Origin of the sequence: Kiloniella laminariae DSM 19542 (assembly GCF_000374005.1) — a bacterium.
GTDB lineage: Bacteria > Pseudomonadota > Alphaproteobacteria > Kiloniellales > Kiloniellaceae > Kiloniella > Kiloniella laminariae.
On sequence record NZ_KB893146.1, the window covers coordinates 339,005 to 355,024 of the forward strand.

The 16,020-nt window shown below is 53.2% G+C and carries 11 protein-coding genes; 5 read left to right on the forward strand and 6 right to left on the reverse strand.

All coding sequences use genetic code 11. The features are described 5' to 3' along the window. Positions 1-18 precede the first annotated feature (18 nt). The 4 genes from B152_RS26295 to B152_RS0112300 form a co-directional block, all read right to left on the reverse strand. On the reverse strand, positions 19-459 hold the full coding sequence (locus tag B152_RS26295; protein WP_020592727.1) for an acetyl-CoA carboxylase biotin carboxyl carrier protein: 441 nt from the start codon (positions 457-459) through the stop codon (positions 19-21). A gap of 7 nt (positions 460-466) precedes the next feature. Then, the gene (gene aroQ, locus B152_RS0112285; RefSeq protein WP_020592728.1) at positions 467-913 is read right to left on the reverse strand and encodes a type II 3-dehydroquinate dehydratase; all 447 of its coding nucleotides are present in this window, start codon (positions 911-913) and stop codon (positions 467-469) included. 143 nt (positions 914-1,056) lie between these two features. Continuing rightward, on the reverse strand, positions 1,057-1,854 hold the full coding sequence (locus B152_RS23545; protein WP_020592729.1) for a DsbA family protein: 798 nt from the start codon (positions 1,852-1,854) through the stop codon (positions 1,057-1,059). A 91-nt stretch (positions 1,855-1,945) separates the two neighbouring features. Further along, complete coding sequence (locus B152_RS0112300) at positions 1,946-3,313, reverse strand: M48 family metalloprotease (protein WP_020592731.1); 1,368 nt, start codon at positions 3,311-3,313, stop codon at positions 1,946-1,948. A gap of 64 nt (positions 3,314-3,377) precedes the next feature. Between B152_RS0112300 and B152_RS25375 the strand changes: the two genes are divergently transcribed. Together B152_RS25375 and B152_RS0112310 are read left to right on the forward strand one after the other, a co-directional pair. Then, the gene (locus B152_RS25375) at positions 3,378-4,985 is read left to right on the forward strand and encodes a gamma-glutamyltransferase (protein WP_169337419.1); all 1,608 of its coding nucleotides are present in this window, start codon (positions 3,378-3,380) and stop codon (positions 4,983-4,985) included. A 103-nt stretch (positions 4,986-5,088) separates the two neighbouring features. After that, positions 5,089-6,237 (forward strand): pyridoxal phosphate-dependent aminotransferase, encoded by a 1,149-nt coding sequence (locus tag B152_RS0112310; protein ID WP_020592733.1) that lies wholly within the window; start codon positions 5,089-5,091, stop codon positions 6,235-6,237. A 110-nt stretch (positions 6,238-6,347) separates the two neighbouring features. Here the strand turns inward: B152_RS0112310 and B152_RS0112315 are convergent, their stop codons facing one another. After that, the gene (locus B152_RS0112315; protein WP_020592734.1) at positions 6,348-9,500 is read right to left on the reverse strand and encodes an Rne/Rng family ribonuclease; all 3,153 of its coding nucleotides are present in this window, start codon (positions 9,498-9,500) and stop codon (positions 6,348-6,350) included. A 641-nt stretch (positions 9,501-10,141) separates the two neighbouring features. On the opposite strand from B152_RS0112315, the gene B152_RS0112320 reads away from it, so the two are divergent. From B152_RS0112320 to prfB, 3 genes are all read left to right on the forward strand, one after another. Then, the gene (locus tag B152_RS0112320; protein WP_020592735.1) at positions 10,142-11,371 is read left to right on the forward strand and encodes an N-acetylmuramoyl-L-alanine amidase; all 1,230 of its coding nucleotides are present in this window, start codon (positions 10,142-10,144) and stop codon (positions 11,369-11,371) included. Between the two features lie 446 nt (positions 11,372-11,817). Then, on the forward strand, positions 11,818-14,211 hold the full coding sequence (locus B152_RS0112330) for a penicillin-binding protein 1A (RefSeq protein ID WP_425402029.1): 2,394 nt from the start codon (positions 11,818-11,820) through the stop codon (positions 14,209-14,211). Between the two features lie 73 nt (positions 14,212-14,284). Next, a protein-coding gene (gene prfB / locus B152_RS0112335) for a peptide chain release factor 2 (RefSeq protein WP_157231064.1) occupies positions 14,285-15,425 on the forward strand; the annotation gives its coding sequence in 2 pieces (ribosomal slippage) (positions 14,285-14,353 and positions 14,355-15,425; 1,140 coding nt in all). 149 nt (positions 15,426-15,574) lie between these two features. On the opposite strand, the gene B152_RS23555 is transcribed toward prfB, so the two are convergent. After that, on the reverse strand, positions 15,575-15,721 hold the full coding sequence (locus B152_RS23555; protein WP_157231065.1) for a DUF1127 domain-containing protein: 147 nt from the start codon (positions 15,719-15,721) through the stop codon (positions 15,575-15,577). Between the last annotated feature and the right edge of the window lie 299 nt (positions 15,722-16,020).

The following is a 16,020-nucleotide window of genomic DNA, read 5'->3' on the forward strand; positions in this document are numbered from 1 at the left end:
AACCTTCTTGGGCCTGCTTTATTCTATTACCATCAGCGGTTCGCCAAATTCGATCGGCATACCGTCTGAGACAAGGATCTGCTTGACCACCCCGGCTTTGGGGCTTGGCAGCGGGTTCATGACTTTCATGGCCTCGATAATCATCAGGGTCTGACCTTCGCGAACCGTGTCACCAACCTTGACAAAAGAGGGCGCGCCAGGCTCGCCAGCAAGATAGGCTGTGCCGACCATGGGCGAGGTTATGGCATTAGCCGGAACGCCGCCTTCACTTGCAGCAGGTGCTGCCAGGGGAGCTGCTGCAACGGGAGCTGCGGCAACAGGCGCATGGACAACGGTATGGCCGCGTACCAGGCGAATACGGTGACCTTCGGCTTCGTATTCGATTTCAGTCAGGTCTGTCTCATCCAGCAAGCCTGCCAGAGTGCGAATAACCTTCTCATTTACTTCAAGCTTGGACATATGATTCTTATTTGCTGTTTATCACGTTTGCCAGGGCATCCAGCGCGAGAAGGTATCCTTCAAGTCCGAGACCACAGATCACCCCGAGGGCAGCCTGGGAAACATAGGATTGATGGCGAAAACTTTCCCGTCGATGAATGTTAGAAATATGTACCTCAATAACCGGGAGCGCGACACCTTTAAGAGCATCAANCAAGGCAACAGAGGTATGGGTGAGTGCACCCGGATTTATGATGATGCCATCATGGGTACCACGCGCTGCATGGATCCAGTCGAGCAACTGTCCTTCCCAGTTCGATTGCTGGCACGTCAGAGAAAGTCCCAGTGCCTTGGCTCTCCGGTTACAGAGGCCATGAAGGTCATCCAGGGTTTCTGCGCCATAAATTTCTGGCTCACGGCTTCCCAGCAAATTCAGGTTGGGGCCGTTTAACAGTAAAACCGACGGCAAGGACATTCACCACTCATTTCAGTTCAAATGAATTGACTAGCCCTATCATAGCCCCGGAGATGGCGCAATCATTGCCGCGCTTCTTCTTGCGTTTTTATCGCCGTCAGAAAGGGTTTGTTCTTAATCATCTGTCTTGCATCTGTCTTGGTTCAGCTGTTGCCGCTGCTCCTGAGATCCGAAATCATCTGTTGGAAAGTCTCAAAGCTTGTCCCGGGGGAAAGGCTGCGGGTTCCAAGAATAAAGGCGGGTGTGCCCTCGGCGCCGACTTTTTCAGCAAGAGATCGGTTTTTCAGAATGGTTTCGCCGATTTCTGCTGATTTCATATCTGCTTCGAACTGCTGCTTGTCCAGGCCGAGATCTGCTGCCAGATCGAGAAGACGGTTCTGGGAGAGATCTTTGGCATTTTCCATAAGGGCAAAATGATATTCGGCGTATTTACCCTGTTTCTGGGCGGCAAGTGCTGCTCGGGCAGCGATAACGGATTCTGGGCCGAGAATTGGAAACTCCTTCATCACAACCTTGAGGTTGGGGTCGTCTTCAATCAGTGCCTGGATAATTTTTGATGCTTTGTGACAATAGGGGCAGCGATAGTCAAAAAATTCAACCAGAACCACGTCCCCGTCAGGATTCCCCAAAACCGGAGAGGCCGGATCATTGTGGAGTTGTTCGGCATTCTTGCTGATTGCCTGATCTTTGAGTTCTGACTCGCGCTGAGCCTGGAGTTGCTGATAGCGGGTGAGAGATTCAATGATAACTTCCGGGTTTTCCAGCAAATATTTGCGGACGGCTTCTTCAAAAGCCCGGGTTTGTTCTTCTGTCTGTTCTGTTGTCGGCTCTGCTGTCGGGACAACGTTCTCGGCCTGAAGGGGGGGCGAGTAGCTCAGGGTCGCCAGGAGCAATCCGGAAGCGAGCAGGGGAAGTTTGAAGAGTTTGGCGTGATGGTTCATCAGTAAAAGTATCTCTTGATCTTGATTTGTTTGTTAATAAGGTGCGTTAGGACAGACAGGGGGCGCTTCATTTGAAGATGAAGAGGCCCGGTCATGAATCTTTTTTACGCTGTTTGTCTCTGCGGTCAGCGGTAATGTTGAGGTCTGATGCCCGAAGCCAAGCTGGAGATCCTTTGGGCAGGAGTTCACTGGCGCGTCCGGACTGGAGCATGGCTTCTGTAAAGTTCCCACGTCCAAAGGCGGCTTCGGCCAGCGCAAGGTGGGTCATCCCCTTGTCTCCCCGGCGGCCATAGATGATTGCAGCCTGGCGCCAGACACTGGCGTTGTTCGGTTCCGCCAGCAACACCTTTTCGATATGCTCCAGGGCTTTGTCATCTTCAGCGGGGATATTCTCCTCTACCAGAACCCGGATGAGCAGCATGCGGATGGGGTCTGCCTCGGGTGCTTTCTCGATGGCTTTTTCCAGATAGGGCAGCGCTTCATGACCTTTGGCAAATTCGAACAGTATTTGCCCCTTTAACTCGAGGAAATAGGGGTCTTCAGGAAGTTCGGCCAGCAGGCTGTCGAGCTCATCTGTCGCTTTTTCCAGATTGGTGGATCTGTAATAGGAAATGGCACGGGCATAGCGTGCCGGGATTGAAGTATCTTCATCGGGATATTTGCGGGCAACCTGGTTACTGCTTTCCAGAAAGCCGATCAGCTTTGCCCGTACTCTGCTGTGGAGATAGACAGCATCGGGAGAATCCGGTTTTGTGGCATAGGGCGACTGTGAGACAGCATTGTCGAGAAAGTTGATACGTTCCTGGGTCAGGGGGTGACTGCGCAGGTAGGGGTCCTGATTTTCGCTTAGCAGCACTTCCTGGCCGCGCAAGGTTGACATAAAGTCCCGCAAGCCGACGGGGGACTGTTCTGTCGCCTGGAGATATTTCACCGCGGCCTGATCAGCGGCGGCTTCCTGCTGACGTGTGTAGCTCAGGAAATTTCGCAGGGCAAGACCCTGTCCTGCGCCGATGATAACGGCAGCGGCTTCGCCCTTGCCCGTTGCGATGGCAGCCCCGATCCCCAACAAATAACTGGCAATACTGGTGCCGATCGCCTTGTCAACACTGTCTCCGCGAAAGGCGACGTGACCGCCTGCGATATGGCCGGTTTCGTGTGCGATGACCCCGATCACTTCAGAAGGCGTGTTGGCTTTCATAATCAGGCCGGTATTAATAAACATTCTGTTGCCAACGGTAACAAAGGCATTAAGGCTTTTGTCATTGACGATGAATATATCTACACTCTGTGGCGCGATCCCTGCAGCTTGCAGGACCGGTGTAGCATAATTGCGGATCGCCTGTTCTGTTTCCGCATCCCGGATCAGGTTCAAACCCTGAGCTTTTGCTGGCAAAGCAAAAGCAAGAGTGGCAATAAGGGTGGTAATGCGTAAGATCAGGCGGGCTGGGCGTTTTTTCAACGTTCAGTACTCACAGGTAAAATATAGAGTTACAAGTTATTCAATTGGGGGCAAAGCGTCGGTAATGCAAGAAACCTTTTTCAGGAAGTCCAAAGTCCGTTCCGCGATCATAACAGCATGTCTGGGAGGATTACTACTTTCCGCTTGCGAGAGTGCGGATGATCAGGCGCAGGGTACACTTCAGACCGTGAAAGGATTCGCCGGACTGGTCTCGGCTGACGAACCCCGGGCCGCGCAGATCGGTCGTGAACTGCTTGGTAATGGTGCAACAGCTGCTGATACGGCAGTGGCCATGTATTTTACGATGACGGTGACCATGCCCTCACGTGTTGGTGTGGCCGGCGGAGGCGCCTGTTCCTATTACGATAAGGAAAGTAATTCGGCGACTGCTCTGAACTTTCTTCCCTCTGCGTCCTCTTCGGGTGGAGTCGTCCCCAAGACACCCCGGGCCATGGCAGCCCTTCATGCAAAGTACGGCTCTTTGCGGTGGGAACAGCTTGTGACCTATGGCGAGAGACTGGCGCGTTTTGGCAACCCGGTCAGCCGTTCCTTTGCCTATGATCTGGCGTTGGCCAACAGCCGTCTGGGGGTAAATGCGGAAATGTTGTCAAAGTTCACCCGCAGCGACGGGAAGCTTCCGAGTGAGGGAGACATCCTGGTTCAGCCGGAACTCTCGGGTGTGCTGGCCGGACTGCGGGCGCAAGGCGCCGGGTATCTGTATATGGGGCCTTTGACCCGACGTTTTGCCGAGGCGTCCACAGCCGAAGGCTTGCCGCTCAAAGTAGAGGATATTCGGGATTATCTGCCAAACATGGAAACGCCGCTTACGGTTGAGGTGGGCGTTGATAAAGCTTATTTCTCAGGCGATTACGCTGGAGCGGCGCTGGTCGCGGCCCACCTGGTCGGACAGCTGAATGTGAGTGACGACTACAACGGTGCCGAAGCCGGAGAGCAGGCGCATCTCTTTACCGAAGCCCTGAAGCGCGCGCAGGCGATCCGCAGCGGGGTTATGGCAGGTAAAATTTCTGCGCAGGAGAGCCTCTCGACGGAAGCGCTCGACGCTGACTTTTCGGCCTTTGATGAAAAGCGGGCAACGCCCGTTTCCTCACTGTTGCATGAGCCAATGCCTGCTTCGGGAAATCCCTATGCTGCCGGTTTTGCTGTTATCGATCGTTATAACAACTCGGTTGCCTGCAGCTTTACCCTGAACGGCCTGTTCGGCTCTGGCCGGATGGCCCAGGACCTGGGGGTGGTTCTGCCTGCTCCTCCACGTTCTGCTGCGGATGGTCTTGATACGGTCGTTGCCGTGGTTGTCGCCAATGAACCTACCGCGTTCAGCCGGTTTGCCGGGACGGCTTCGGAAGGGGCTGTCGGAGCTTCTTCTTTGAGTAAGGTAATGGCCGATACTCTGCTGGGTGAGGTGGCTCTCAAAGACGCGATAACCTCCCCGCGCCTGCATCATAGCGGGCAGCCGGATGTTGTGTTCTATGAAGAAAACACCTCTGCTTCCGTGGTTTCGTCGCTCAAGGCCCGGGGCCATGACGCCCGGCCTGCACCTGAATATGGACGGGTGAATGCGGCTTACTGTGCCCAGAGTCTTAAATTTCAGCCGGAAAGCTGCTCTTCGGCATCGGATAATCGCGGTTTTGGGCTGAGCCGTCTGGCGCAATAAAACTCTCGTCTCTGTACCCTCTTTGAGGAGAGGTCTGTTAGGGAAAGACCGAAGAACGGGCAGGGGGCTGCCCGTTCTTCCTAAAAAACTGGATCGTGATTTTATGGCTTTAAAACTGTCAGCAAGGGGGGATATTCCCCCCTTTATTGTTATGGATGTACTGCGGGCTGCAAACGAACGTGCGGCTGCAGGGGAGGACGTCCTGCACCTGGAACTGGGGCAACCGGAAACCCCGGCTCCACCCGCGGTGCTGAAGGCGGTGAAGCAGGCACTTGATCGTGAAGCCATCGGTTATACTGATGCTATGGGGCGAGTGGCGTTGCGCCGGCGGATTGCGGAACATTATCGCCACAGCTATGGGCAGGATGTTGACCCGCAGCGTATTATGGTGACCACAGGATCTTCAGCAGGGTTTCTGCTTTCTTTTCTTGCTGCCTTTAATCCGGGCGACAAGGTCGCGCTGGCTGCACCGGGCTATCCTGCCTACCGCAATATTCTCCGGGCGCTGGATATTGAACCCGTGCTGGTTTCCGCGGGAGCAGAAGAACGTTTCCAACCTTCTGTCGAATTGCTCGAGGCGCTCGAGGTCGATCTGGATGGTCTGATACTGGCGAGTCCGTCAAATCCGGCAGGTACAATGCTTGATGGAGCCGCGCTTGAAAAGCTGGTCAGCTATTGTAAAGGAAAAGGCATTCGTCTGATTTCAGACGAGATCTATCACGGGATTACCTTTGGTACCGAGGCCAAAACGGCCCTCGAATACAGTGATGATGCCTTTGTGATAAACTCTTTTTCCAAGTATTTTTCCATGACGGGTTGGCGTCTTGGCTGGATGGTTTTGCCTGCTGATATGTGTCGGCCGCAAGAATGCCTTGGACAGAATCTCTTTATCTCTCCGCCGACGCTGTCGCAAATCGCGGGAGAAGCGGTGTTTGACTGCTATGAGGTGCTGGAAGAATATGTCGAGCGCTATGCGCGGAACCGGGAAATTCTGTTGAATGAGCTGCCAGGGGCAGGGTTTGGTGAACTGGCCCCTGCGGATGGCGGGTTCTATATCTATGCTGATATCGGACACCGGACAAATGACAGCCAGGATTTTTGTCAAAAAATGCTGGCAGAGACAGGCGTTGCTGCGACCCCGGGGGTGGATTTTGATCCCTATAACGGCAACCGCTTTATGAGATTTTCTTTTGCAGGTTCTGAAAAAACCATGCTTCAGGCGGTTAAACGCCTTCGGAACTGGCGTCGCTGAGCCGCGGTTAATTTTATAGCTAAACGTGATGTTCTTTTGAGAGAACAGGAAACAGAAAAGCCCCGGTCAATTTCTTGACCGGGGCTTTTTGTCAGATGGACGTGCTGGCTTTATTGGCCAGTGATACGGCTCCACCATCCCTTTTTCCTGGGGCCGTCATTCTCGCCTTCTGCCGATGCAGTCTGAGGAGCGGTGGCCCCAACAGTTGTTGGCCGGGGAGTTGAAACAGCCTTGGGAGCCGCAACGGGTTTCTCACTAGCAGCTGGAGAACTCGCTTGTTTTGCAGCAACCGGGTTGTCTGTCTTTGCGCTGACTGCAGGTGCGCTTGCAGGCGCAGGTTTTTCAGCCATCTTGCTGTCGGTGGCGGGGGAAGCTGCCGTACGGGTTGCTGTCTCCCCGACCTTGGCTTCTGATGCTTTGGCCTTTGCGGTGGCTGGTTTCGCACGGGTTCGTGCCCGTGGTTTAGCCTTGGCAGCTGTTTTTACGTCAGCTGCCTTTGCCGCAGCATCGGTTGGCTCTGTCACGGTTTCTTCGGTAGAGGCTTCTTCTGCCTTTTTCCTTGGTCGACGTGTTGTTGTTGTTGCCGCAGCTTTTTTCCGGGGAGCTGCCGCACGTTTAGCCCGCACAGGTTTTTTGTCTGCTTCAGGGGGCGTAGAAGCCGTGTCGCTTACCTGCTCTGTTGTAGACACAGCCGTGGCTGTGTCCGTCTGCGGTGCTGGTACAGCAACTTTTGCCTCAACAGTTTCCCCGCTTCCGCTTTCCAGCGGGACTGTTGCTGTTTCCTTTTTGGCAACAGCAGGCTTTCTCCGACGTGGAGCGCGGCGAGCTGCTGGCTTCTCTTCTGTTGCATTGGCTTCAGTCGAACCTGGTTCTACTGCTACCGGGGCTGCCGTTGGAGAAACTGCGGCAGGAGTATCTTGGACAGCTGTCTCTTGAGCCTGATGGTTGCTCGAATCGTTTTGATTCTGGGCTTCCTCATTTTGGCCAGTCTCATCTTGACCCGCCTCGTCGTGGCCAGCCTCATCTTCTGGGCGGCGGGCACGACGGCGTCCGCCACGTTTACCCCGACGGCGGCGTTTGCGAGGACGACCATCTTCGTCGAGTTCTTCCGAACGTTCCTCTGGCGCTGATTCGGCGGTATCTGACGCTTCTTCTGATTCACCAACTACTGCGGTAATCTGGTTTTCTTCGCCTTCCAGCCCACTTTCCGGCCGGTCCTTGCGACGGCGACGGCGACGGCGACGTTTCTTATCACCTTCCGGGCGTTCGCCCCCAGTCTCATTTCTTTCCGGCCGCTCGTTACGCTCGGGCCGTTCCCCACGTTCTCCTCGCTCTGGCCGATCGGAACGGTTTTCCGCAGGGTCACGAGTTTCCTGAACATCCCGGTCTTCCCGGGTGTTACGGTTATCATTTCGGCTGTCATTCCGGCTGTCATTCCGATTGTCTCTGGAATGACGTCCGCCGGTTTCGCGTCCAGAAGAATGCCCTGAGCGGGAAGCCGGTGATTTGGGAGCTTCCTGTGGCAGGATTTCTTCAATCGGACCGTCATTGTTGGAAACAACACGCTCCAGACGGAAGTTCGGAATGACAATGTCGTCATCCGCATTGATCTGAACTTCAAAATTGTAGCGTTGCTCGATCTCGATCAGACGGCTGCGCTTCTGGTTGAGGATATAGAGGGCGACATCCTTGGGGACAAAGAGCTGCATCTGGCCACTGCCGCGACGGATACCATCTTCTTCCAGGGCGCGCAGAACATGCAGCGCTGTAGATTCTGTCGTCCGTATTGTACCAATGCCATTGCAATGCGGGCAGGTAACAGTCGAATTCTCGACAATACTTGGACGCAGGCGCTGACGGGACATTTCGAGCAAACCGAAGGGGCTGATGCGCCCAAGCTGAATTCTGGCCCGGTCCGCCTGCATGGCATCCTTGAGGCGACGTTCGACTTCCCGGTTGTGCTTCTGTTCATCCATATCGATGAAATCGACCACAATCAGTCCGGCAAGATCGCGCAGGCGCACCTGGCGGGCCACTTCCGCGGCCGCTTCCTGGTTGGTTTTGTAAGCTGTTTCCTCGATATGCCGTTCCTTGGTGGCACGGCCCGAGTTTACGTCGATGGCAACCAGTGCTTCGGTCGGGTTGATCACGATGTATCCGCCAGATTTCAGCTGCACAATCGGGTTGTGCATAGCATCAATCTGGGTTTCCACCTGAAAGCGGTGGAAAAGCGGAACCTGCATGCCCTTGTAGTTTTTGACTTTCTTGGCATGGCTTGGCATCAGTGAGCGCATACAGCTTTTTGCTGCCTTGTAACCGTCTTCGCCCTCGACCAGAATTTCTTCCATGTCGCTAGTATAGAGGTCACGCATGGCGCGCTTGATCAGGTTGGCTTCTTCATAGACCAGACAGGGAGCTTCAGACTTGAGTGTTGTCTCGCGGATCTCGTTCCACAAGCGCATCAGATACTCATAGTCGCGACGGATCTCCACCTTGGTTCGCTGGCTGCCCGCTGTACGGACAATCACTGCAATGCCTTCAGGAATCTTCAGTTCGTTGAGGATTTCCTTGAGACGTTTGCGGTCATTCGGGGTACTGATCTTGCGGCTGATTCCGCCACCTTTGTTGGTGTTCGGCATCAGGACAGAATAACGGCCGGCGAGGGACAAGTAGGTAGTTAGAGCCGCGCCCTTGTTGCCGCGCTCTTCTTTGGCTACCTGAATAAGCAGGACCTGGCGACGCTTGATAACCTCTTGAATCTTGTAGCGCTTCATGAGGTTTATGCGCGGCTTGGGACTTTCTTCGAAGTCGGACTCATCTTCATTGATGCTGTCGACGGTGGTTTCACCGGCAATTTCCTCAATGGTGTCATCCTGCTGTTTTGCAACACTTTCCAAAGCGCCATTGCCAGACGCTGTGGCGGAAACATCTTCCTCTACGTCGCTGGCCGTGCTGCTGTCTTCACTATCATCTTTGCCTTCGGCTTCTTCCGCAAGCATTGCTTCGCGGTCAGCGACGGGGATGCGATAGTAATCCGGATGGATTTCGCTGAAAGGCAGAAAACCATGCCGATTTCCGCCGTATTCTACGAATGCGGCCTGAAGCGACGGTTCTACACGGGTTACACGAGCGAGATAGATATTTCCTTTTAGTTGTTTTCGGGAGAGGGTTTCAAAATCGAAATCTTCAAGTTTGTTTTCGTTGTGCACCACAACCCGGACTTCTTCCGGGTGAGTGGCATCGATCAACATACGCTTTGCCATACGTGAGTAACTCCAGCGTGCGGCCAGTCCCTTCGAAAAGCCATATCGAAGGCGGCGCACGGAACATCGTTGTAGATGAAATTATGGGATCAAGAGCGTTCATTACCGGTTTTTGTCCTGCGTCGCCGCAGAAACCACGGGAACGCTCTCGCTGGTGAACCGCTGTTGCGGTTCGATTAGGTTTAAAATGTCCGAAGGGATAGTTGTTCCTAGAAACCTTGTCCCGCCGGTTTTGGCTTCGGAGCGCTTGCCTCCCAGTGCGTCCTCCTATAAGGACCGAAATCTGCCGTTTTTGACGGAAGAGCCATCTGGGGCATCAACGCACGCTGATCGTCATGAGCATATGCTCCACGGCCAGCGTAGAATTTTCTGCTTGTAGATTAACAGGAGCGTTCCCTCTGTGCTAGAAGGTAATTTCAATTTTGGCGATTCAATTTGAATATTTAAGCGACAAGTCGTTTTAAGTCGGTAGAATTGTTCTGTAATCTGCCGTAAAGAAAGCGGAAATTCGCAAATTTCAGTCTATTGTCTCGCCAGAGAATGGGGCAAGAAAAATGGATTTTTTCAGAGATTTTCCTGCAGTTTTAGGGCGTTTCGGCAGCAGATAGTGAGTGACGGGGTTTATGATTATTAGTTTTCCCATGAAGAGGCTGGTTCTGGGACTTGTTGCAATCCCGCTTCTGCTTTTGTCGAGCAGTTTCTCCTGGGCAGAAGATCTGCTTGCCATCCGAATCGGACAGCACCCCGAGAAAACCAGATTTGTTCTGGAGCTTTCAGAAGCCCCTGCCTATCGGGTGTTTACCCTGCCCGATCCTTACCGGGTCGTGATCGATTTGCCAAAATTGAACTGGAAAGTTCCGCAAAGCGATGTGCCCAAGCCGACAGGTGTTGTCGAGGCGTTGAGGTTTGGTCTCTTTGAACCAGAGGTCAGCCGTCTGGTTCTTGATGCCAAGCATCCTGTGTCAATCTCTTCCGTTTTTTTGCTGCCACCAAAAGAAGGGCACAAGCATCGTCTGGTTGTTGATATGATCAGGGTAACCGATGCGAATTATAAAACTTCGGGTGAACAGCAAAAACAGCGTGTTTCGAATCCGCCTCTGGGGTCGAACACTGTGCTGGCTTCAAAACCGCCTGAACCTGATCTGTCTGCTCCTGCCAGCCCCAAGAAAGACAAGGGCAGGAAAATTATTGTTGTGGATGCCGGGCATGGCGGGGNGGACCCCGGAGCAACAGGCGTAACCGGAATTCTGGAGAAAACCCTTGCTTTGGAATATGCGCAAAGTCTGAAGGAAGCCCTGGAAAAAAGCGGGCGCTATAGCGTAGTTATGACTCGTGATAATGACACGACTCTGGCGTTGCGGCAAAGAGTGGGGATCGCCCAGGATGCAGGCGGTGACCTGTTTATATCCTTACACGCCAACAAACATCCTTCGGGTACAGTCAAGGGGATTTCGGTTTACAGTCTCTCGGAAAACGGGTCGGACAAGGAAGCAGAAGCACTGGCTGCAAAGGAAAACAAGGCTGATATCATTATCGGATTTGACCTCAGTGATCAGTCCCCCGATGTCAGCAAAATCCTGATTGATCTGGCGCAGCGGGAAACCAATAACCAGGGCAAACAGTTTGCCAATGTTCTGGTGGGAGAGCTCAAGCGGGAAACTGTCTTGCTGGGGCGGCCGCATCGCTCTGCCGGATTTGCGGTTCTGAAATCTCCCGTTATCCCGTCTGTTCTGATTGAGTTGGGCTATATGTCGAACCGGGATGAGGAAAAAATCCTGAAAAGCAGCAAACATCGCCAAAAACTGGTCGGGGCGATAACCCGGGCCGTCGATGAATATTTTGGCAAGCTGGAGACTTTTAACAGTCAGTAAGGATGTTTTTCAAAGCGGCCAAATCAGGGAAATGGGGGAAGTATCCACTGATTTTATTGCCCAGTTTTGTCGCCCGGTTTTATCGGCTGGTTTTGCTCCTCAATGTTGCCCCTCAATGTTGCCCCTCAATGTTGCAGGGCAGGGTTGCGGGGCAGGCAATAGTTCAGAAATAAAATCTGCTGTAGAAAGCGGAAAGAAAATCCGCCCTAAAATCTTGCCATAAGGATGTCACAGTTCTGTTGCAACTTGTCGGCGTGGCTTGCCGTGATTGGCCGGGCAGGGTAAAATTGAAGCAGTATGGGGGCACACTGTTGGTGAAAGCCCCTTTTACTTTACGGGATGAAAGACAAAGCCGGGTGTTCCGGGTTTAGTCAGATGATATTGACGGGTTGGGAAATAGCGTGAAGTTTCTGAAAATCATAGGTTATCTCTTTGCGGTTGGGGTCGTGCTCGCGATTGCCGGGGCAGGAGGCGCTATTTATGTTTTTTATGAATATGGCCGGGGCCTACCGGATCACAATGAACTGGTTGACTATGATCCGCCGACTGTTACCCGGGTACATGCGGGTGATGGACGCCTGCTGGAAGAATATGCCCGCGAAAAACGTATCTATGTTCCGATAGAAGCAATCCCGGATCGGGTGAAAGACGCGTTTCTTTCCGCAGAAGACAAGGATTTCTACACGCATCCCGGAATTAACTTTTTCTCGCTTGCCCGGGCGATGCTGACCAACATCAAGAATGTGGGGTCGGGAAAACGCCTGATCGGGGCTTCAACCATTACCCAACAGGTCGCAAAAAACTTTCTCCTGACCAATGAAGTTTCCTATGAGCGCAAGATCAAGGAAGCCATCCTGACTTTCNGGATTGAACAATCCTTTGGCAAAGAACGTATCCTTGATCTTTATCTCAACGAAATTTTCCTTGGGTATCGTTCCTATGGCGTGGCTGTTGCAGCCCTGAACTATTTTAACAAATCTCTGGATGAACTGACGGTTGCCGAGGCTGCCTATCTTGCTGCTTTGCCCAAAGCCCCCTCAAATTATCATCCCGTCCGTCGTCATGAAGCTGCGCTGGAACGGCGTAACTGGGTCATCGACAGGATGCTGGAGAACAACAAGATCACGGCAGAAGAAGCCGAGATCGCCTGGCAGTCACCCCTGCAGATTATCCGCCGGGATGATACCGAAGTCGTCAATGCTCCTTATTTTGCCGAAGAAGTCCGTCGGGAACTACTGGATCTATACGGCGAGGAGAAGCTTTACGAAGATGGTTTCTCGGTAAGAGCCACCCTGCAGCCAAAATATCAGGATATTGCCCAGCGCAGTCTGAAGGCCGGACTGATTGAATATGATCGCCGACACGGATGGCGCGGACCTTTGACACGTTACGATCCTGACTCTCCTGATGGCTGGAAGACACAGCTGGAAGCAATAGAGGCGCCACGCGGTGTTGAGCCCTGGGTTCAAGCCGCTGTTCTTGAGGTTGGGGATGATGCTGTTGCTGTCGGCTTTGTTGACGGAACAAGGGGCACGATCCCCATGGCGGAACTGAAATGGGCGCGCAAATGGATTGAGGATCAGCGTTATGGCGAGGTTCCTCGATCGCCCGGTGATGTTCTGACTGTCGGGGATGTGGTCCTGGTGGAAGCTGTCCAGAAGGACGCCAAGGACAAGGATTATCCGGCAGATACCTTTGCCTTGCGGCAGATACCGGATGTGAATGGCGGCATTGTTGCCATGGATCCGCATACGGGACGTGTTTTGGCCATGTCAGGAGGATTCTCCTTTAGCCAGAGTGTATTCAACCGGGCAACCCAGGCCGTGCGCCAGCCGGGATCGGCGATCAAGCCTTTTATCTATCTGGCGGGGCTCGATAATGGCTATACACCGGCGACCATTATTCAGGATGCACCTTTTTCTCTGGATCAGGGCGCTGGACTGGGTAAATGGAAGCCGTCGAACTATACCAACAAGTTTTACGGACCAACCAGAATGCGGGTTGGGCTGGAAGATTCCAAAAACCTTATGACTGTCCGTCTGGCGCAGAACGTCGGGATGGAAACGATCGTCGAATACGTGAAACGTTTCGGGATTGATAACAATATGGAGCCGGTCCTGTCGATGTCACTTGGCGCGGGAGAAACATCTCTTCTCCAGATGACCACGGCCTATGCCATGCTGGTCAATGGCGGCAAGAAAATCACTCCGAGCCTGATTGACCGTATCCAGGATCGTCGGGGAAGGACTGTTTTCAAACATGACCAGCGTAATTGTCTGCCGTGTGTGGCCAATGATGGCTGGCATCAGCAGTCTGTGCCAGAGCTACCAGATACCCGCGAGCAGATCGTTGATCCGGCCTCAGCCTATCAGGTCGTTTCCATGCTTGAGGGCGCGGTCATCAGAGGAACGGGACGCCGGATCAGCAGCATTGGCAAACCCCTTGCCGGGAAGACCGGGACGACCAACGACAGTCAGGACGCCTGGTTTCTTGGTTTTTCTCCTGACCTAGCCGTCGGGGTCTATGTTGGTTTTGACAATCCCAAAACTCTGGGACGAAAAGAGCAGGGTGCCAGTGTGGCGGCTCCGATCTTCAAGTCCTTTATGGAAGAGGCTCTTAAAGATGCTCCGGCAACACCCTTCCGGGTGCCATCAGGCATCCGGCTGGTGCGAATCAATGCAGAAACCGGGCGCCTGGCCAGCCCGAATGACCGCAACGTTATTGTCGAAGCTTTCAAACCGGATACGGTTCCTTCGGCAGATTATAGTGGCAGTGGTGAGGAGAATGACAATCCTCTCTTGTCAGGAAATGACCTGCTGACCACAGACGGGCTGTACTAACGGCTGACAAGCAGGTAGAAGAAGCCCCGAAATTATCTTTGTACACTCTAGCTGACGAGGAGGCCGTAAAGCGATGCGCGCCGAGATCGAAGCAGCGGTAAGCGACATCAAGCAGTCGCTGGCCCTGCTAAGGAGGCATCTTTGACTGGGATGCCGCTTTACGAAGACTGGATGAACTGAACGTCCGAGCCGAAGACCCGACGCTGTGGAATGACCAGCAAATGGCCCAGACCCTGATGCGCGAGCGCACCCAGCTGGATCAGTCGATCACAGCTGTGCGCAAGATCAGCAGCGATATGGAAGATGCAATTCTTCTGATCGAAATGGGGGATGACGAAGGTGACAAGGAGTCGGTTGAAGAAGGCGAAAGCCAGATTCTGGCCCTGAAAGAACTGGCTGCCAAAAAACAGCTGGAAAGCCTGCTCTCCGGGGAAGCCGATGCCAACGATTGTTATCTTCAGGTCAACGCGGGTGCTGGTGGAACCGAAGCCCAGGACTGGGCCGAGATGCTGCTGCGCATGTATACCCGCTGGTCCGATCAGCATGGTTACAAGGTTGAATGGCTTGAAGAGAGCAGCGGTGAAGAAGCCGGGCTGAAGTCAGCGACCGTGGTGATCAAGGGGCATAATGCCTATGGCTGGCTGAAAACCGAGGCAGGGGTTCATCGCCTGGTCCGGATTTCGCCCTATGATTCCCAGGCCCGTCGTCATACATCGTTTTCATCTGCCTGGGTTTATCCTGTTATTGATGACAGTTTCGAGGTCGAGATCCTCGACAAGGATTTGCGGGTCGATACTTTCCGGGCTTCCGGTGCCGGGGGACAGCATGTGAACACAACGGATTCAGCGATCCGTATTGTCCATGAACCCACTGGAATTGTGGTCCAGTGCCAGAATGACCGCTCGCAGCATAAAAACCGGGCGACGGCCATGAGCATGCTGAAGTCACGTCTGTATGAACACGAAATGCAAAAACGTGAATCTGTTGCCCAGGCAGAAGCTGATTCGAAAACCGAAATTGGCTGGGGTCGCCAGATCCGTTCCTATGTTCTGCAGCCCTATCAGATGGTCAAGGATCTGCGCACAGGAGTAGAGACCAGCAACAGCAATGCGGTGCTGAACGGGGACATCGATCTGTTTCTCGAAGCATCACTGGCGTCCCGTCTGAAAGGCGGAACCAGCAGTGATGATGAAGAGGGCGATACTGTACTCTAACGCCCTTGAGGTGACTCCCGTGGCGTGAGTTTTGTTCGCTTTCCAAGAATGAAGATAAAGCCCTGGATAATTATTTCCAGGGCTTTTTTGATGATACATTTGATGAGCCGCGTCTTTAAAACCCAAAGGTCTTTGGTGCCTTCCGGGGATCAATTCCATTGCTGGCGCGGAGCTGGTATATCCCAGTAAGCACGGCGGCTCTCTTTTTTTGCCTGTTCATCATTGATCCCGATATCAGCAAGCTGTTCACGGGTGAGACCTCTCAAGGATCTGCGTTCCTGCTGAATGTCAAACATCAGGCTGATCTGTTTAAAAAGATACCCGAGGCCAGTGTTCTCCCACCGGTTTTTTGCCGACTTCGTCAGGGGTGCCATAGAAGACGGGATGTAAGAGCTACTGCAGGATTGGGAAGTTCCTAAAGCATTACAGGGTTGTTTGAACATTTTTTCCTCCAGTGAATTTTGTGATGATTGATTCTATTTCAATCAATATTATTGATATATGGCAGCTGAATTGGTATTATATAAACGAATTATTTTGATCGCAGGTATCACAGATTTTGATGCCTCTGGGGAGTGGGGCTTAGGTCGTGCAC